The organism is Parafrankia elaeagni (assembly GCF_000374165.1).
In the GTDB taxonomy this organism is placed as follows: domain Bacteria; phylum Actinomycetota; class Actinomycetes; order Frankiales; family Frankiaceae; genus Parafrankia; species Parafrankia elaeagni.
On record NZ_KB893672.1, the window covers coordinates 75,872 to 93,513 of the forward strand.

Sequence of the window (17,642 nt, forward strand, 5' to 3'; positions counted from 1 at the left end):
CGGGTCAGTCGAGCCCGGTCGCGGCTGCTCCGGTGAGTGGGCGCCGGCCTCGCCGGCGGGGCACCTCGTGCAGTTCGGCGCCGTGGACCCCGGCTGCGTAGCTGATCAGTGGGCTGCCGCTGCCGCTGCCGCTGCCGCTGCCGCTGCCGACCGTCCCGTCGACGACCTCGGCGACGTGCAGGTCGTGGTCGCCGGTGGTCAGCCGGGTCCGCAGCCGGCAGGTCATCGTCGCCACGGCCCCGGCCAGCCGCGGCGCGCCGCAGCCGGTGTCCGGTCGCCAGTCGAGCCGGTCGAACTGGGCGAGGCCGGCCGGCCGGTCCGGATCGGCGAACCAGTCGGCCAGCAGGGCCTGCCGGCGGGACAGCACGTTCACCACGAACATCCCGCCGGCCACGGCCAGGTCGGACGTCAGCGAGCCACGCCGCAGGCTGACCCCGACCAGCAGCGGATCCCGGGAGACGGCGAGGACGGAGCTGACCGTGGTGCCGTGCACGACGTCGCCGTGCCGCACCGTCAGCACCGTCACGCCGGTGGAGAGCCGGCGGACGGCGTCACGGCGACCGTCGAACCCGGGCTCGGGCCCGGGCCCGACGGTCATGTCCCGGAGCCGGCGGGCAGCCCGGAGAGCACCGGCGCCGGCTCGCTGCCGCTGCCGTCGCCGCTGTCGCGGTCGAGCTCGGCGGCGAACCGCTGGTAGGCCGGGTTCGGCTCGGGTTCGAAGGCGAAGCCGAACGGCTTGTAGAAGTTCCCGAACAGGCCGCGGTCGCCGAACAGGTGGATCGGGATCACCAACAGCGCCCACTCCGGACCGGCGACCCAGATCCAGATACCGATCACCGCCCCCTGCGTGATCATGCTGTGCATCACGTTGTAGGCGACGTAGTAGGCCTTCGAGACGCGGTGGTCCGGGCTGCGCCGGTAGGCGATCGCGCCGGGGATGTAGCCGATGAGGTCGATGTAGGCGAAGAGGAGGACCGCGGGCAGCCAGCGGACCTCACCGATGTTGGCGATGAACAGACCGGTGAGGACGGCGAACGCGATGAGGTACTCGGCCCGGTGCAGTCGGTAGGTGGTCGGTGTCTCGACCGGGTTGGCGGCGTCCATGGCGATACCCCGTCAGGCCGTGGCCGGGACGGCAGCCTCGGCGCCGCCCACGTTTGTCGGTGTCAGGTCCAGGCCGCCGCCGAAGGTGACCTTCTCGTGCATGCCGGCGATCGCCCAGGCGACCGTCTCCTTGATGACCCGCTCGGCGATCGGGTCGAGAATGCCCTCGAGACTCGGGATACCGAAATCGAAGTCGCAGACGAAGCGCACGGCCGTGTCAGCCGGGTTGCCGCCGTCGAGCGAGAGCGTCCAGGTACCGGTGAAGACGTCGAAGTCGCCCTCGGTCTGCTCGAACTCGATCCGCAGCTGGTCGGTGAGGAAACGCTCGTCCTCGGACCACTGCAGCAGCCCGCTGCGGAAATGCAGCTCCCAGCTGGACGAGCCGGTCGGCTCCGGCCGGCCGCGGTGCACCACCACCGACTCCGCGTGCGGAGCCAGTTCCTGATAGCGCTCCCACGACGCCACGTTCTCGAAGACGTCTCCGGGGGAGACCCCGTGGACGACCGCGTCCAGTACGACTTTCCGCATGACGGTCACAGCCCTTCCGGCATCGTGGCACCGTGTGCCAGCAGGTCGTCGGTGGCCTGCTCGAAGGCGGCGAGCAGGAAGTCGACCTGCGCGTCGTCGAGAATCGCCGGCGGCGTCAGCCGCACGACCGAGCTCCCGTTCATCGAGTGGTTGGCGACGACACGGTTGTTGAACAGTTCGATGAGGAACTCGCCGGCCAGCCCGGCCTCGGCGAACTCGATGCCGATCAGCAGGCCCTGGCCGCGCACCTCGACCACGAGCCCCGGCAGCTTCCGGTTGACGATCTCGGTGAGGGCGGGCAGGAGCCGCGCGCCGAGGCTGGCCGCCCGCGCCGGGACGTCCTCCTCCTTCGTCGCCCTGATCGCCCCCACGACGGCGGCCATCAGGACCGGCGCGCCGGTGAAGGTGCCGGTGTGCCGGTACGGGTCCTTGTCGAACACCGAGAACGTCCTGCGGTTCGCCAGCGCCGCGCAGACCGGCAGCACCCCGCCGCCGAGCGCCTTGCCGGTGAGCAGGACGTCCGGAAGCACTCCGTAGAGGTCCGCGCCCCACCAGGCGCCGAGCCGGCCCATGCCGGTCTGCACCTCGTCCAGGATCAGGAAACCGCCGTACTCCCGGCACAGCGCCTCGACGCCGGGCAGGTACCCCGGCGGCGGCAGGATGACCCCGCCCTCGCCCTGGACCGGCTCGACGATGACGCACACCTCGCCCGGGTGGGCGGCGAGCTCCGCCTCCAGCGCGGGCAGGTCCCCGAACGGGATGTGCGTGACGTCCGGCAGCAGCGGCCGGAACGGCTCCTGGTACACCTCCTTCGCGGTGACGGACAGCGCGCCGAGGGTCTTGCCGTGGTAGCCCAGGTGCATCGAGACCAGCCGGCGCCGGCCGTTGGCCCGGGCCAGCTTCAGCCCGGTCTCCACCGCCTCCGCGCCGGAGAGGGCGAAGTGCATCCGGTTCAGGCTCGGCGGCACGACCGACGCCAGTGCCTCGGCGGCCCGGCCGACGGTCGGCTCCAGCAGGATGCGGGTGGCGATCGGGTGGGCGTCCAGCTGGTTGCGAACCTCCGCCAGCACGGTCGGATGCCGGGCGCCCAGGGTCAGCACGCCGTAGCCGCCGCAGTTCAGGAACCGCTCGCCCGTACTGGTCCACAGCCAGGCACCGGACGACTCCATCTCCAGGTGGCTGCCGAACATCTCGGCGACGACGGCCCGGCCCTTGCTCAGATGCTGGCGGTAGCGCCGCAGGGTCTGCGCCGGCGACTCGGGGCCGGCGACATCGGTGGGTGGCTGGGTGACTGTGGTCATGGACAGGCCTCCAGGTGCGGTCAGGCGAGGACGAGCGGGCCGCCGGCCCAGTACTCGACGAGGGCGTCCGCGGTGCTGGTCCGGGACGGCGGGTGGAAGCCCAGCGGCCGGACCGCCGAGCACAGGTAGGCGATCTCCGGTGCGGTGATGAAGGCGATCCCGCCGAGCAGCTCGACAGCCAGGTCGGTGGCCAGGCCGATCGCGGTCTGCGCGGCGAACCGGGCCACCAGGACGGCCGAGACGGCGTCGTCGCCGTCCAGGCCGTCGCGCACCGCCCGGGCCACGCCCTCGGTGAGCGCGACCGCGTTCTCCAGGTGCAGCCCGAGGGCGGCCCGGTCGCTGACACTGCCGCGGCCCCGCGCCAGCACCAGCTCGACGAGCGTGCTGGCCGCACCGACATAGGCCGAGGTGACCAGCATCTCGAACCAGACGAAGGCGGCGGCCTGCAGATCGTCCAGCCGCTTCGGGTCGTCCGCCGTCGTCCGGATGAGCAGGCTGTCCGGCACGAACACGTCGGCGAGCCGCACCTCCTCGCTCTGGGCCGCCGCCAGGACCGGGCTGGACCAGAACGGGTGGACGGTGATGCCCGGCGAGTCCGCCGGGATCAGCAGCACCGCCAGCGTCGGCGAGCCGTTCTCCCCGGGAACCGACACGCTCGCCGTCAGCAGGCTCATCGAGCCGGACAGGCTGCACGGCTTCTTCGCCCCGTTGACCAGGAACCCGCCGTCGACCGGGGCGCACACCACCGACGGGCTGAGGATGTTCTGCTCGGTGCGGCCCTCCGCCCAGCCGGACGCGAGCAGCAGGCCCTCCGGCGCGATCCGGGCCAGTTCCCGGATCTGCGACGGGGTGAGCCGGTCCGCGTCGGCGGCGAGCGCGAAGAGCATCGCGGTGGTGAAGTTGTGCATGGTCGCGGCGACGCCGAGCGACGGCGAGCTGGCGCCGACGGCCCGGGTCACCCGCACCGCCTCCAGCGCGTCGACGCCGTGCCCGCCGTAGGCGGCCGGGGCCAGCAGCCCGGTGCCGCCGTGCGTCCGGAACAGGTCGATCACCGGGCTGCCGGGGGCTTCTCGCTCCGCCGGCGGGATGTCCGCCAGGCTCTTCACGAGCCCGGGGTGATGACGTTCGCAGGCGTCACGCGCCACGTCGAGGGAACGCATGGGAAATGTCCTCCGGTCGGCCCTGGCTGGAATCAGCGTTCGAAGGCCGCGATGCTCGGCACGACGCCGGTCGCGATGCTGACGCCCTGAATGTGGGAGGTCTTGAGAATCGGGTAGTTCGCCTCACCGAAGGCGCCGCCCGTCAGTCCCGTCCCGCCGTGCGTCGGCAGGTAGGGCAGGAATCCGATGTGCGAGTCGTTCACCTTCACCAGGCCGCCGTTGCGGAGCCGGCTGATGTAGCGCTCCACCACGGTGGGGGAGCCGGACCAGAAGGAGTTGCGAAGCCCGTACTCGTTCGCGTTGGTGAAGTCGATGATCTCGGCGAGCAGCTCGTCGTCCGGGGTCGGCGCGGGGACGACGACCGGCAGCAGCGGAAAGAACGTCTCGTGCCGCACCATGTCGAGCCCCCGTGCACCGGCCAGCCCGTTCACCCGGACCACCGTCGGCTCCAGGAACATCCCGGCCTGGGAGGGAGTCCCGTCCACCTCGAGTCGCCGCCCGCCGGTGACCAGCTCACCGCCGCCGGCGATGGCCTGCCGCAGCAGCGCGAAGAACTTCTCGCTGCGACGGACCGGTGAGAGCACAACCTCGTCGTCGTCGGGGAAACCCGGCCGGATCGTCTCGGCCCGCTCCTTGAGCAGCCGCAACAGCTCCTCGGCGACCTCCGGGTGCACGATCACGTGGTTGGGCACCATGCAGATCTGTCCCGAGCCGTAGAAGCACTCGGTGATCGCCTCGACGGCGAGCGGGAGATCCGCGTCCTTCCACACCACGAAGCTGTCGTTGCCGGCCAGCTCCAGGATCGGCTTCTTGCCGCGGGCGACGCACTCCTGTTCGAAGCGCAGCCCCGCCTCACTGCCGCCGAAGTACAGGATGTCGTTCACCTGGGGGTGCTCGAGCCAGCGGTCGAGCATCTGCGCCGGCTTGCCGCAGATGACGTTCAGCGTTCCCGGGGGCGCCCCGAGCTCGTCGAGCAGCGGCACCACCAGCTCCCGCAACAGGAACATGGTGCTCAGCGCGATGCTGCGGGGCGCCCGCACGACGACGGCGTTCCCGGCCATCAGGGCCAGCACGGCGAGCGCGGAGCTCGGCGCCGGCGCGTTCTGCGGCGGGTTCAGGCAGACGACGCCGTCCGGCTGCCGGCGGATGATCAGCCGGCGCGGGCCGTGCGTGAACTCGGCGTACATCTGCTGCTCGTAGAAGGAGCAGCTGGCCTCGCTGAACACCTGCAACAGGCAGGCCAGCTCCCAGCGGGCCAGCCGGCGGGGGTGCGCCTCGGCCACCAGGATCTCGAGGAAGGTCTCCTCGTGCTCCAGCAGCTTCTCCCGGAAGAGCCGGCCGAGACGGAGCCGGTCGGACAGCGGGACAGCCGCCCACTCCGGCACGGCGGCGGCGGCCGCCTCCGTCGCCGTGTCGACGTCGGCATCGGCGACGACCGCGCAGCGGCCCGTCACATACCCGTGCTGGGCGGCCGGTGACAGCGGATCCGGATCCTGTTCCAGTGAACGTTTCAGGCTGACGCTGGTGAAGACGTCCTCCAACAGCGACCGGGAACTCACCGTGTACACCCAGCCGACACCCTCGACGTCCTTGCCGCCGATGTAGGAGGGATAGCTCAGCAGCGGCTTCTCCCGACTTCCGGGGGAAACGGTCGCCCGGGCCGGTGGCGTGTGCGCGCCCGCGGAACGGCCGTCTCCAGAATTTGGCCTCGGATGTGGTCTCGCCATGGCTGTCGACTTCTCCTCAGACCATCGCCGATGTCTCGGGGGACCTGTGAAAGGTGCCGGAACCCGCATTGCGCAACCCCGGCTCCACCGGGCGGCTGGTGCCTGGCCCGTCGAATTCGATGCTGGCGGTGGCGGCTTACCCGGCGCTGACGCTCTTCTGACGCCCGACGTTCCACCGGCCGTCGTGGACAAATTTCTGACAGCGCGCTTACAGGCCGCTGACGGCCGGCCGGGGTGGGCCAAAAAACGCTTTCCTGTATCTTGTCGCCCCGAGTTCTGGCGTCGTATGGTCGCGCGACGCCCGTGGGTCAGATCAGGAAAGCCTCGCAGGTGCGGTGAGTGTCGCCGTCGCAGGCTCGGAACCCGGGCGAGCCATCCCTGTGGAACCGGCGGACAGGACTATCCCGATGACCGAAACCGTGACCGAAACCGTGACCGTGACCGAAACCGTGACCCGAACCGACCCGGCCAGCCCCGCGAGTTCTGCCCAGGCCGCGCTCCGGGCCATTCAGGAATTCACCGACGCGGAGAATCCCAGCTCCTTCCTGGCGGTCAACGAGGGCAATGCGTACTTCACGCTGCCCGGCCGGCCCGGAGTCGTCGTCTACCGACCGACCAGCCGCAACCTCGTCCAGCTCGGCGGCCCCTTCGCGCCCGCGGAGTCCTACCGCGAGCTGTTGACGGCCTTCGTCGACTTCGCCGGTCGGCAGGGGAAGACCGTCGTCGCGGTGCAGGTCCAGGCCGCCGATGCGGCGATCTACGCCGAGCACGGCTTCACGGTGAACCAGATCGGCTCCTCGTACGCGGTGGACCTGGCGGGGTTCACCCTGGCCGGCACCAGGTTCATGCAGCTGCGGAACAAGATCTCGCGGGCACTGCGCAACGGGCTGACCGTCGTCGAGGCCGACCTGGACGACTGGCACGACGAGATGCGCGCCCTCGACCGGGTCTGGCTGCCGAGCAAGGGTGAGAACGCCCGGCAGCTGGAGTACCTGGTCGGCCAGTACGGCGGGCCGATGCAGGAGCACCGGCGGTTGTTCGTCGGCCTCGTCGAGGGCAGCCTCGCCGGGTACATCTCCTACTCCCCGGTGTACGGCAGCCGCCCGGGCTGGATGCACGACCTGAGCCGCCGGCTGCCCGGCAACTCACCCGGAATCATGGAAGCGATCAACAAGGCCGCCATCGACGTCCTCCAGTCGGAGGGGGTGCGATGGCTGCACTTCGGCTTCACGCCGTTCACCACCCTGCGCGACGATCTCGAGCTCCCGGGTGCCAGCACGGCGTTCACCTGGTTCATGCACTTCCTCTGGGAGCACGGCGCGGCCGTCTATCCGGCGGCGACCCAGCTCGCCTACAAGGAGAAGTGGGCGCAGAGCGTGATCCTGCCCGAGTACGTCGCCTTCCAGGGTCCGGCCAGCATCGCCGACTTCGTCCACATCTTCCGGGCGGCCGGCGCGCTGTGACGGCACGACGGCACCAGCCACCCGCCGCGCCAGCCCGGTCCGGCCGCCGACATTCCGCCAACACCGATCGGAGATTCTCCAGATGAACGACCTGCCCGAGACGCATGCCGCCGTGGAGCGAACCAGGGAGAAACTGGTGGAACTGTTCGGCGCGGTGTGCGCCGACCCGGACGACACCGCGCTGTGCGCAGCGGCCGACGGCGTGCTTGCCGAGCTGGACGGCCTGCTCACCGCCGGCGCAGGCTGACCGGTCAGGCTTTCTGCGGTCAGGCCTTCCGCGGTCAGGCCCTCCGCGGCTGGGCGCGGTCAGGCCCGTGCCCAGCCGCCGGCGGGTTGCAGCCGGCGGCTGGGAGGGTTGCCCTCACCGCTGAACAGTCAGTAGCGGGCTGTGGGAGAGCACCGCCTCCGCGGTCCGCCGCAGCGTCGCAGACGGCCCGGTGCCCAGCTCGCCGGTCAGCCGACGGCGCAGCCGGTGGTAGTAGTCGAGTGCCTCCACCTGCCGACCGGACCGGTACAGCGCGATCATCAACTGTTCACAGAACCGTTCCCGCAGCGGATGCATGGCGGCCAGCTCCCGCACCTCGCTGAGGATCGCCTCGTGCCGGTTCTCCACCAGCTCGAGGTCGAACAGCAGCTCCAGCGCGTCCAGCCGGGATTCCTCGTAGTGGGCTGCGGCCGCCCGGCACATCGCGCCCTCGACGGCAGCGCCCGAGAGCGGACCACACCACAGCGACAGCAGCTCCCGCAGCCGTGCGACGGCCTCGTCCCGCCGGCTGTGACACCAGCTCCGGACGTCACGCAGACCGGTCATGAAGACAGTCGCGTCAATCTCGTCGGCCGGCGCCAGTTTCAGTCGGTAGCCGCCGCCGTGGCGGGCCACAATGCTGCCTTCGGGCCGGTCCGGCTCCAGCCGGTGGAGTTCCCGCCGTAATCGGCTCACATGGGCCTGGAGAGCGTTCCTGGCGTTTCGGGGGGCCTGCGGCCCCCACAGCTCCTCGATGAGGGTTCCTGCCGCGACTGCTGTTCCCTCGTTGATCAGCAACGTCAGCAGAAGCGCTTCCTGGCACCTTCCGCTTATGCGGCTCCGTCGGCCGTGCGCGGAGACTGCCAGTGAGCCGAGAACGGAAAAATGCATGGCGATCCACTCCTGCCGCGAGATCGGGATCGGATCCACGCGCGGACCCTGCGCTGCGCCACGAAACCCTGGGCTGTGGACACGCGCTCATGGCGATGCGACTCGCCGACATGGTCGCGCCGGGTCCGGGTGATCAGCGGTTTACGCCGCCGGGTCCGACGTGACTGTCCAACTGGGTGCCGGGATCTCGCCGTGGCCTCACGATGAAATGCCGGGCACTACCGAGATGGGCAAGGGTTCCTCGCTGCTCGGCTGATGCTCATGGTGAGTGACCCGGTGCTGGGAGTCAATTGTCGGGCAGGTGATACCAATGGGGACACCAGTGGTGCACGGAACGTGGTAAAGGGTGCAGATTCGACTGCGACTGCGACTGCGACTGCGACTGGCGGCCGGCGGTCGGTGGCCGGTGGCCGGCGGTCGGCGGTCGGCGCGTGCTCACCGCGGCGCGATGGAGTGCGATGGGGTGGCGCCGGTGGTTCGCCGCTCCACGGCGCCGAGCGGCAGGTGGTCGGTTCGGACAACGCCAAGCGGGCGGGAAGGGCCCTAAGCCCGTTTCCCGCCCGCTTGGCCTGTCACCCGTTCCCCGGGCTGGCCGTCACCTGCTCCCCGGGCTGGCCATCACCTGGCCGCCGCGCCGGGAACGCCTGGCGGCCCCGGCACTCAGATGCCTGGCTCGGCCCGTTCGACGAACCGGTGGCCGGCCGAGATCCGCCCGTCCGAGTCGAGCACGAGGAAGTCGAACCCGTCCGCCGCCCGCCGGCCCTCCGCCGAGCGCAGCTCCCAGTGCAGCCGCAGAACGTCGCGATGGCCGTCGGCGTCGCCGGTGCGACGGGAACGGTAACCCGCGGCGATCCGGGGGTCCGCGGCCGCGACCACCTTCTCGACGGCTGCCAGCCCGCTCGCCGTGCCGCCGGTCTCGGCGTCCACCAGCGTGCCGCCGGGCGCCCAGACGGCGGCGAGCCGCTCGCGGCGCCGTGCCTGGTCCGGCTCGTTCCACACGGCCAGGTAGCGGTCCGCCAGCTCGTTGCGCTCCACCGACGGGACTGCCGGGTTGTTGAACTGGTGGTCGATCAGAATCCGTCCCTCGTCGTCGAGAACGAGAACGTCGAAGCCGGTCGAGGCGGCCTCACCGCCGGCCGCGGGCACCATCTCCCAGCTGAACTTCACCAGGTTGCCGTGGCCGGCGAGGTCATCACCCGCGAGGAAGAGGTAGCCGCCGTCCCGCACCCACTGGGTGTGGGCCCGGCCGACCCGGCCCTCGATGGCGTCATAGCCCTGGAAGCCATAGGTCTGGACGAAGTGCTCACCCGTCGGTGCCCAGAGCTCCTCCACCGCCCGGCGACGTGCCGTGGGGTCGGGTTCGTTCCAGATCGCCATGTACCGCTCGACCAGGTCGCGATAGTTGATCACAGGAGTCTCCTGCCCGAGATGTGGTTGATACAGAAAGCCGGCGCTGACCCGGCCGGGGCATGGGCCGGGGCGTGGCCGGGGAATGGCCGGGGAATGGTGTCAGGACCTGTCATGCGAACTGCCCGAGCCCGCCTCCCCCGAGGGGAACGGCTAGCGGCCACCCGCGCCGCGTGGCACCCGGGGGAGCAGCTGGACCAGCAGAGCGAGGGCGGCCCCGATGCCGATGAGGAAGAACAGGCTGGTCCGGAAGGCGTCGGTGAACGTCTCCAGGTCCGCGCCGTCGCCGATGATGTCGTAGAAGATCACGCCGATCAGCGCGACGCCGAGTGCGTTGCCGATCTGCACCCCGGTGGTCAGGACGCCGGTCGCGGAGCCGGCGTGTGCCGGGGTGATGCGGGAGATCACCGTCGCCGCCAGCGGAGCGACCGCGAGCCCCATGCCGGCACCGTCGAGGATGAGCGCCGGGATCAGCCAGCCGAGGCTCACATCGCTGCTCGCAGCGTAGAGAATGATCACCATTGCCGTCAGGGCGATCATTCGCAGCACCCCGCCCAGCGCGATGACCTGTCGGCCCAACCGGGCCGCGACGTGCCGCGCGGTCATCGAGGTGGCCATGTAGCCGCCACCGATCGCGACGAAGATGAGCCCGGCCTCCAGGGCGTCCAGCCCCCGGCCCTGCTGCACGTAGATGGCGAACACCAGGAAGAACGACGCCTGGCCGGTCCAGAAGACCACCTGGGCCAGCAGCCCCGCGGTGAACGCGCGTTCGCGGAAGAGGCTCAGGTCGATCAGGGGCGAGGCACCGCGCCGGGCTGCCGCGCGTTCGTAGACGGCGAACAGCGCGAACAGCGGCACCGCGGCGGCCAGGAGAAGCCAGGACCACAGCGGCCAGCCCTGCTCCCGGCCTTCGATCAGCGGCAGTACGACGGCGACCAGAGCCGCCGTCACGATGAACGTGCCGACGACGTCGAGCCTGGGGCGACCCGGGGCGCGGGATTCAGGCACCCACCGGGGCGCCAGCAGGATCGCCACCAGGCCGATGGGAATGTTGATGAGGAAGCAGGCCCGCCAGCCCAGCCCGAACACGTCGCCCTTGATGAGCAGGCCGCCGATCAGCTGGCCGAACACCGCCGAGATACCCATCGCCATCCCGTAGGCGTTGATGGCGCGGGCTCTCGCTTCGCCAGTGTACGTGGTGCCAAGAATGGTCAGCACCTGCGGTGACATCACCGCGGCGGCGGCGCCCTGGAGGAGCCGGGCGACTATCAGAATTTCGACGTTGGGCGCTACACCGCAGGCTGCCGACGCCAACGTGAACACGGCCATCGCCGCGATGAAGACGCGACGCCGTCCGTAGATGTCACCCAGCCGGCCGCCCAGGATCATGCCGGAGCCGAAGGCCAGGGCATATCCGGCGATCACGAACTGCATGGCCGCCGCACTGGCCGTCAGGTCGATCTGCATGGAGGGGATGGCCACATTGACGATGAAGAAGTCCAGACCGCCCATGAATGTTCCGGTCAGGACCACCAGGAGTGTTCCGAGATGTGGCTTTGTGACCGGTGACGCAGGTGGCGAGGGTGGCGCGGGCGCCGCCGTCGGGGCGCCCGCGGCCCTGGCCGGGGCTGCGGGGTTGAAACTCGTGGTCATCGAGGGCACTCCTCATCGACAGGACCATTCGCCGGTCGAACCAGATCGGAACTGGCTCGGGGGAACGATCCATGGCCGGCCGCAGGCTCGTCAATTACCTGCGAGGTAAGCGAACGGCGCGACGGAGCGGTCGTCCGAGCGTCTGAAGCAACTGCATCCGCGGGTGCCGCTGCAGGAGATGGTGCTCGAGGCAGATGCAAGGGTGCAAAGCGTCGACGCGGTCGGGCCCGAGCGGTGCGGGCCGGGAAACCGCAGGTATCGAGAGCGGCGGCCGGGCACGTGACCGACGGCATGCCGAAACCGGTGGCGGAATTACCTGTCCTTCGCAGGTGGTCGATCGACATCCGTGCCCGCTGAGACCGCTGGTCATTCCGCTCGTCAGTACCCCGTCACGGCGATGTCAGGCCTACTATTCAATGTGTATAGCTGGTTACGGATAGCTACTGTTGGTCGAGTGGTGATCCGGGCGGCGTCCTGTGGACGAACCGACTGGGAGGAGGTGGCGCGGACTGCCGCAAAGCCTGTCGGCGAGAAGACACCAACGCTGGGGGAATCGTTGTCATTATCGATGTCGTCGCGATCGCGGCGAAGCAGGTCGGACCTTCGTGTCGGTCAGCAGGTCATCCATGGTCGGGAGAACCTTGTGGCGCCGCAACAGGTATTTCGAGAACGTCCCGGCTGCCCACGGCGATCTCGCCGTTCATCCCATCGTCCCGCAGTGCTTCACGGGTAGTAGAGAAGATGCTGATCTTTCGTGTTCTGGGCCCACTCGAGATCGAGACTTCAACTCGGATTGTTCGTCCGACCGGATCTCTGCAGCGGACCCTTCTCCTCACCCTGTTGACCGGCACTCAGCGCCTGGTCGGCACCGGTACGCTGATCGACGAGCTGTGGAACGGCCAGCATCCGGACCGGGTGGAGAATGCCCTGCAGGCGCATATCAGCAGGCTCCGGCAGAAACTGGCCGCGCTGGAACCCGACGCGGCCACGTCCCGGCTCGTCGCCCACTCCAGTGGCTACGAGCTCGTTGTCGGCGAAGGCGAACTGGATGCCGAGATCTTCGCGAACGCCCTGACGGATATTCGTGCCCGGCAGAGCGGCACGCCGCCTGCGGTGACCGCCGAGGCGCTGCAGGATGCCCTCGGGCTCTGGCGCGGCCCGATGTTCGGAGCGGCCCGCGGCGGCCCCCGCTGCCGCGCGGCCTCCGCACGGTACGAGGAGCTACGGCAGGGCGCCCTCGAATCGCTGATCGACTGCGAACTGCAGTGTGGCGAGCATGCGAGGACCATCCCCCTGCTCCGGGACCTGCTGCGGGAACACCCGTTCCAGGAACGATTCAGCCAGCAGCTCATGATCGCGCTGTACCGGTGCGGCCGACAGGCGGAGGCGCTCGACGTCTACCGAGCGCTGCGGTTCCGGCTGATGGACGAACTGGGCCTCGAACCCTCCCCGAGAATGCGTGACTACGAACGCGCCATCCTCGAGCAGGATCCGATGCTCGGCCGGCCAGCGCAGGTGCACGTCGCCGGTCCGGTGCCCGCCGCCGAGGGGCAGGCCCAGCCCGCTGTCCGCCCGGGCGGCGTCCTCGGCAAGAACCTGCTGCGCGCTTTGGGCCGGGAACCATCGATCGCCGGCTGATCGCCGGCTGATCGCCGGCTGATCGCGGGACAGGGCTCGGGCCACTCCGCCGGTTTCGTTCCGCGCGTAGATCGAAAACCCTACGCTCGGCGATGGCGATCGTCAGGGCAGCGAGTGAGGAGGCACGGTGACCACACCGGACCGGGTGCGCGTGGGCAGGGGCAGCTGGCCGAGGGACGGTTACGGGGGCACCATCGACGCCGCGGGAACCGGTTTCGGCCCCTACTACGGGATCGGTGCCGGCGAACGGGCTCCCGAGGGTGGCAGCCAGGATGACCTCGAGGCTGTGCGGGCCGCGGTGAGGGCGATCCAGCGGGCGTTGAACTGGCACAGCGGCCCGGGTACCCCGATCCCGGCGGACGGCCGGTTCGGCGAGCGGACGAAAGCCGCGGTCGTCGCCTTCCAGCAGCACAGACAGCCGGCCATCAACCAGGACATGTTCTTCGCCGCCAGCGAGCGGAACCCGCCCGGTCTCGTGCACAAGGAGACCTCGTACGCGCTGTTCATGCCGATCGCCGACCGTTACGCCATCAAGTACACCGTTCCGCGGGGACTGCTGCGGGGCGTGACGGCGCTGGAGAGCAACTGGGACCCCGGCGCCGTCGGCTACTGGACCAACTCCGACTTCGGGCTCTGCCAGTGGAACACCACCCTGCCGGGCGTGACCAGGGACCAGGCACTCGATCCGTACTGGGCCCTGGATTCGACGGCCAGGGCGATGCGTGAACGGTACGACTCCGATCGATGGGCCCACAACTGGACGTATGTCATCGTCGCCCACAACGTGCCCACGTGGGCCGCCGAATGGGCGCAGGGCAAGCTCTCGGCCGCGAACCCCGACGACCAGCCGAAGCTGGACCGCATGACCGGCTATCTGACCAACGTCCTCGCCCGGACCTGGTGACGGCCCACGGCTCCGCCGGCGGGACCAGCCCAGCCGTGGGTGCGGACAGGCTGGTGCTGTTGTCCGCACCCACGGCTGAGCGGTATGCCCGGTCCCTGCCTCTCGGTCCCTGTCTCTCAGACGCGCTCGAGAACGACCACGGGGATCGTCCGTGCCGTCTTCGTCTGGTAGTCGTCGTAGTCGGGCCAGGCCTCGACCATCCTGGCCCACATCGCCGGCTTCTCCTCCGGTGTGGCGACCCGGGCCCGGGCGGCGAAGCGCTCGCCCCTGATCTGGACCTCGACGAGCGGGTCGGCCTGCAGGTTGAGGAACCAGGCCGGCGGCTCCGGTGCGCCCCCCTTCGAGGCGACGACGAGGTAGGCGTCCTCCCAGGGCTGGAAGATCAGCGCATTGGTGCGGGGCAGACCGGACGAGCGCCCCGTGGTGAACAGCAGCAGGATCGTCGTGCCGTTGCGCCAGTGGTACCCGTCGCGCCCGTCGGTCTCGAGGTAGCGCTCCACATGGGGAGCTCCGTGCAGTTCGATCGCAGACGTCATGTGCCCCAGTCTGCCCGGGGCGGCGGACGCCGAACGCCGCCCCGGGCAGACTGCCCCGACCGGGCGCGCCGCGGCGGCGTTGACGAAGCCGGGTCCGCACGCCGTCCACGGCGGGCTCGGGCTCGGCCAGCCGCCTATCTGCGACTGTTTGTGCAGACCAGCCTCGGGTAGGGAATGTCCCGGGGGATTCAGAGTTCAGGCCGGAAGATCTGGAGTGTTCCAGGTGAAGGTCTGGAGTGTTCCGGGGAAAATCGGCCGAAAAATGGTGTCGGGAGAAGCCGGGGCCGATTATCTGTCTCACCCCGCAGTGCCGCGAGAAGGGTGACGCACGAGAAGGGTGACAACAGTGACGATTGGTCCGGTCCAACTGCTTGTGCTGGGATTCGATCATCCTGATTTCCATGGCGAGATAATCGAGGAACTGGAACGCCTCCGAGAGAACGATGCCGTGCGTGTGATCGATTCTCTGGCCGTCTACAAGGATGCTGACGGAGACGTCGAGGTGGAGCACCTGAGCAACCTGTCCGAGGACGAGGCGATCGAACTCGGCAGCAAGGTGGGGGCGCTCGTCGGGCTCGCCATCGAGGGTGAGGACAACACGCAGGAAGGTGCTCCCGCCGGCCCCGGCGCCTCGGCGGCCGGAGAGCAGGCGCCCGCGGACGAACAGATGTGGGACGTCATCGCCGATATTCCGAAGGACTCTGCGGCCGCGCTCGTTCTCCTTGAGCATCGCTGGGCCGTTCCCCTGCGTGACGCCATCGCGCGGTCGGGCGGGTTCCGTCTCGGCGACGGCTTCGTCGATCCGTTCGATCTCGTCGAGATCGGGCTGCTCGCGGCCGAGGAGGCGCCCGACCTGCGCGCGATGGAGAGCGCGGGCAGCAGGAGTTCGTGAGCGCAACAGGAGTTCGTGAGTGCAACAGGAGTTCGTGAGCACAGCCGAGTGAGCACCGCCGCGAACGAGGAGGCAGACATCATGTTCGGATCTCGCCGGGTCGCCCGCCGTACCTCCCGCCGTACCGCCCGCCGGACGTCGCGCAGGGTCGGCCGCCGACGCATCTGAGCCGGCCTGCCGCGAGGGGCGGGCGCCGCCCGGTCCTTCTCGGGGCCCAGGGCGGCCAGGGGCTGGCCACACGGAGGCCCGCACCGGTGTTCGCGCACCGGTGCGGGCCTTTTTCCCTGCGCCGGGGGTGCTCCTCCGCAGTCGGCCACCCCCGCCGGCGTAGGGCCCTGAACGGCCGGGTGCGCGCGGCCGTACGCCTGGACTGACGGCGAGAAACACGCAGGGAGGAGCTGCCTGACCGCAGCGGGGCGAACGTCGGCGCGCATAGCGGCACGGGGACGGCGCCGTCCCCGTGCCGAGGCCGCCCGTGAGAGATCGCGGAGGCTGCGAGCTCCGTGATGTCTCACGGGCGGCGCGGCGGGGAACGTCCGCGACTACCGCGTCATCCTCGTCAGCCGGCGTGGCGCAGGGCCCACTCCAGGGCGTGGTCGGCGACCTGCTCCCAGCCTGGTTCGGCGCACGTCCAGTGGGAGCGGCCGGGGAACTCGTGGTAGTCGGTGACGGTGCCGGCCGCCTTGTAGTGGTGGGCGTTCGACCTGTTCACCGACGGCGGCATGATGTGGTCGGCGCCGCCGGCGATGAACAGCAGCGGTGCGCGGTTGGCGTTGTGGAAGTCGACCCAGGTGTCACCCTTGCCCGGGGTGAAGTTGGCCAGCAGCCCGTACGACCAGACCCAGCTGCCGGGCGCCGGGATCGCATACCGGTCGTAGGCCGCGCGGGACTCGGCTTCCGGCAGCGTGTTGGTGAAGGCGTAGTGGAACTGCTCGGGCGTGAATCCGGCCGCCTGGTGCCGCTTGGCCGGGTTGTTGAGGATCGGGAACAGGGATTTGATCTGCGACGGTGGGTTGACGCGGATCCGCTCCGGCGGGGCCGAGTTGATGACCACACCGGCGGCGCCGTGGCCGCGGTCGAGCAGCAGCTGGGTGAGGGTGCCGCCGAACGAGTGGCCCATGAGGACGGGCTTCTCGGGCAGCTCGGTGATGATCTTCTCGAGGTGGGCGACGGTGTCGGGCACCGACGCCGTCGCGATCGGCGTCGGGTCGGCGCGCAGCGCCTCCACCTCGACCTCGAAGCCGGGGTAGGCCGGGGTGAGGACGGTGTGCCCCTTGGCCTCGTAGTAGGGAACCCAGTGCTCCCAGCTGCGCGGCGTCATCCAGAGGCCGTGGATCAGGACGATCGTGCTCATCCGTCGTACTCCTTGAGGAACGCGAGCAGGTCGTCGCCGAGCTGCTGCCGGTGGGTGTCGGTGATGCCGTGCGGCGCTCCGCAGTAGACGAGCAGGCGGGCTTCCTTGACCAACGCCGAGGAGGCCATGCCGCCGACCTCGAACGGCACGACCTGGTCGTCGTCGCCGTGGATGACGAGGGTGGGGACGTCGAACGCGGCGAGGTCGCCGCGGAAGTCGGTGGCCGAGAACGCGGCGATGCACTCGTAGGCGTTGCGGTGGCCCGAGGCCATCGACTGCAGCCAGAACGCGTCGCGGATGCCCTGGGAGACCTCGGCGCCGGGCCGGTTGTTGCCGAAGAACGGGCCGTCGGCGAGGTCGCGGTAGGTCTGGGAGCGGTCCGCCAGCGAGCCGGCCCGGATTCCGTCGAAGACCTCGACCGGCACACCGCCGGGGTTGTCGGCGGTCCGCAGCATGAACGGCGGCACCGCGGAGACCAGGGCGGCCTGGGCCACCCGGGCGGTTCCGTGCCGGCCGATGTAGCGGGCGACCTCGCCGCCGCCGGTGGAGAATCCGACCAGAGTGGCGTCGCGCAGGTCGAGGGTGTCGAGGACGGCGGCGAGGTCGTCGGCGTAGGTGTCCATGTCGTTGCCGTGCCAGGTCTGCGTGGACTGGCCGTGGCCGCGGCGGTCGTGGGCGATGACCCGGTAGCCGTGGCCGGCCAGGAAGAGCGCCTGCGCCTCCCAGCTGTCGGAGTTCAGCGGCCAGCCGTGCGACAGCACGACGGGGCGGCCGGTGCCCCAGTCCTTGTAGAAGATCTGGGCGCCGTCGGCGGTGGTGACGTACATGAGGAGCCCTCCT

The 17,642-nt window shown here is 70.0% G+C and carries 17 protein-coding genes; 5 read left to right on the top strand and 12 right to left on the bottom strand.

What is annotated here, in order from left to right:
* Window positions 1–4: 4 nt before the first annotated feature.
* From B207_RS32390 to B207_RS0103910, 6 genes are read right to left on the bottom strand one after another with little or no spacing between them, the layout of a single operon-like run.
* A complete protein-coding gene (locus B207_RS32390; RefSeq protein ID WP_018635201.1) occupies window positions 5–598 on the bottom strand; it encodes a flavin reductase family protein in 594 nt (197 codons plus the stop codon).
* The gene (locus tag B207_RS0103890; RefSeq protein ID WP_018635202.1) at window positions 595–1,104 is read right to left on the bottom strand and encodes a hypothetical protein; all 510 of its coding nucleotides are present in this window, start codon (window positions 1,102–1,104) and stop codon (window positions 595–597) included. The genes B207_RS32390 and B207_RS0103890 overlap by 4 nt, the downstream gene beginning before the upstream one ends.
* A gap of 12 nt (window positions 1,105–1,116) precedes the next feature.
* Entirely contained in the window at window positions 1,117–1,632 is a 516-nt protein-coding gene (locus tag B207_RS0103895) for a type II toxin-antitoxin system RatA family toxin (RefSeq protein ID WP_035739886.1), read from the bottom strand.
* A 5-nt stretch (window positions 1,633–1,637) separates the two neighbouring features.
* Window positions 1,638–2,933: an aspartate aminotransferase family protein gene (locus B207_RS0103900; RefSeq protein WP_018635204.1), complete on the bottom strand. Its 1,296-nt coding sequence runs from the start codon at window positions 2,931–2,933 to the stop codon at window positions 1,638–1,640.
* A gap of 20 nt (window positions 2,934–2,953) precedes the next feature.
* Window positions 2,954–4,093 carry an acyl-CoA dehydrogenase family protein gene (locus B207_RS0103905; protein WP_018635205.1) on the bottom strand — a complete coding sequence of 380 codons (1,140 nt, stop codon included), beginning with the start codon at window positions 4,091–4,093 and terminating at the stop codon, window positions 2,954–2,956.
* A 32-nt stretch (window positions 4,094–4,125) separates the two neighbouring features.
* A complete protein-coding gene (locus B207_RS0103910) occupies window positions 4,126–5,820 on the bottom strand; it encodes an aldehyde dehydrogenase family protein (protein ID WP_084691984.1) in 1,695 nt (564 codons plus the stop codon).
* Between the two features lie 407 nt (window positions 5,821–6,227).
* On the opposite strand from B207_RS0103910, the gene B207_RS0103915 reads away from it, so the two are divergent.
* Both B207_RS0103915 and B207_RS40465 read left to right on the top strand, forming a co-directional pair.
* Window positions 6,228–7,283 carry a DUF2156 domain-containing protein gene (locus B207_RS0103915; RefSeq protein WP_018635207.1) on the top strand — a complete coding sequence of 352 codons (1,056 nt, stop codon included), beginning with the start codon at window positions 6,228–6,230 and terminating at the stop codon, window positions 7,281–7,283.
* An 82-nt stretch (window positions 7,284–7,365) separates the two neighbouring features.
* The gene (locus tag B207_RS40465) at window positions 7,366–7,530 is read left to right on the top strand and encodes a hypothetical protein (protein ID WP_018635208.1); all 165 of its coding nucleotides are present in this window, start codon (window positions 7,366–7,368) and stop codon (window positions 7,528–7,530) included.
* A gap of 114 nt (window positions 7,531–7,644) precedes the next feature.
* On the opposite strand, the gene B207_RS0103925 is transcribed toward B207_RS40465, so the two are convergent.
* The 3 genes from B207_RS0103925 to B207_RS0103935 all read right to left on the bottom strand — a co-directional run bounded on the left by B207_RS0103925 (window position 7,645) and on the right by B207_RS0103935 (window position 11,478).
* Complete coding sequence (locus tag B207_RS0103925) at window positions 7,645–8,457, bottom strand: AfsR/SARP family transcriptional regulator (protein WP_084691985.1); 813 nt, start codon at window positions 8,455–8,457, stop codon at window positions 7,645–7,647.
* Between the two features lie 621 nt (window positions 8,458–9,078).
* Entirely contained in the window at window positions 9,079–9,828 is a 750-nt protein-coding gene (locus tag B207_RS36665; protein ID WP_018635210.1) for a hypothetical protein, read from the bottom strand.
* A 150-nt stretch (window positions 9,829–9,978) separates the two neighbouring features.
* A complete protein-coding gene (locus B207_RS0103935; protein WP_154675129.1) occupies window positions 9,979–11,478 on the bottom strand; it encodes an MFS transporter in 1,500 nt (499 codons plus the stop codon).
* Window positions 11,479–12,219: 741 nt separating this feature from the next.
* Here B207_RS0103935 and B207_RS32400 point away from each other — a divergent pair.
* A complete protein-coding gene (locus B207_RS32400) occupies window positions 12,220–13,116 on the top strand; it encodes an AfsR/SARP family transcriptional regulator (protein ID WP_084691986.1) in 897 nt (298 codons plus the stop codon).
* Window positions 13,117–13,243: 127 nt separating this feature from the next.
* Complete coding sequence (locus B207_RS0103945) at window positions 13,244–14,020, top strand: peptidoglycan-binding domain-containing protein (protein WP_018635213.1); 777 nt, start codon at window positions 13,244–13,246, stop codon at window positions 14,018–14,020.
* 116 nt (window positions 14,021–14,136) lie between these two features.
* Here the strand turns inward: B207_RS0103945 and B207_RS0103950 are convergent, their stop codons facing one another.
* Window positions 14,137–14,556 carry a nitroreductase family deazaflavin-dependent oxidoreductase gene (locus tag B207_RS0103950; RefSeq protein WP_026310648.1) on the bottom strand — a complete coding sequence of 140 codons (420 nt, stop codon included), beginning with the start codon at window positions 14,554–14,556 and terminating at the stop codon, window positions 14,137–14,139.
* Between the two features lie 346 nt (window positions 14,557–14,902).
* Between B207_RS0103950 and B207_RS0103955 the strand changes: the two genes are divergently transcribed.
* A complete protein-coding gene (locus B207_RS0103955) occupies window positions 14,903–15,448 on the top strand; it encodes a hypothetical protein (protein WP_026310649.1) in 546 nt (181 codons plus the stop codon).
* 559 nt (window positions 15,449–16,007) lie between these two features.
* Here B207_RS0103955 and B207_RS0103960 read toward each other — a convergent pair.
* Both B207_RS0103960 and B207_RS0103965 read right to left on the bottom strand, forming a co-directional pair.
* The gene (locus B207_RS0103960; protein WP_018635216.1) at window positions 16,008–16,802 is read right to left on the bottom strand and encodes an alpha/beta hydrolase; all 795 of its coding nucleotides are present in this window, start codon (window positions 16,800–16,802) and stop codon (window positions 16,008–16,010) included.
* Window positions 16,799–17,629 carry an alpha/beta fold hydrolase gene (locus tag B207_RS0103965; RefSeq protein ID WP_018635217.1) on the bottom strand — a complete coding sequence of 277 codons (831 nt, stop codon included), beginning with the start codon at window positions 17,627–17,629 and terminating at the stop codon, window positions 16,799–16,801. The genes B207_RS0103960 and B207_RS0103965 overlap by 4 nt, the downstream gene beginning before the upstream one ends.
* Between the last annotated feature and the right edge of the window lie 13 nt (window positions 17,630–17,642).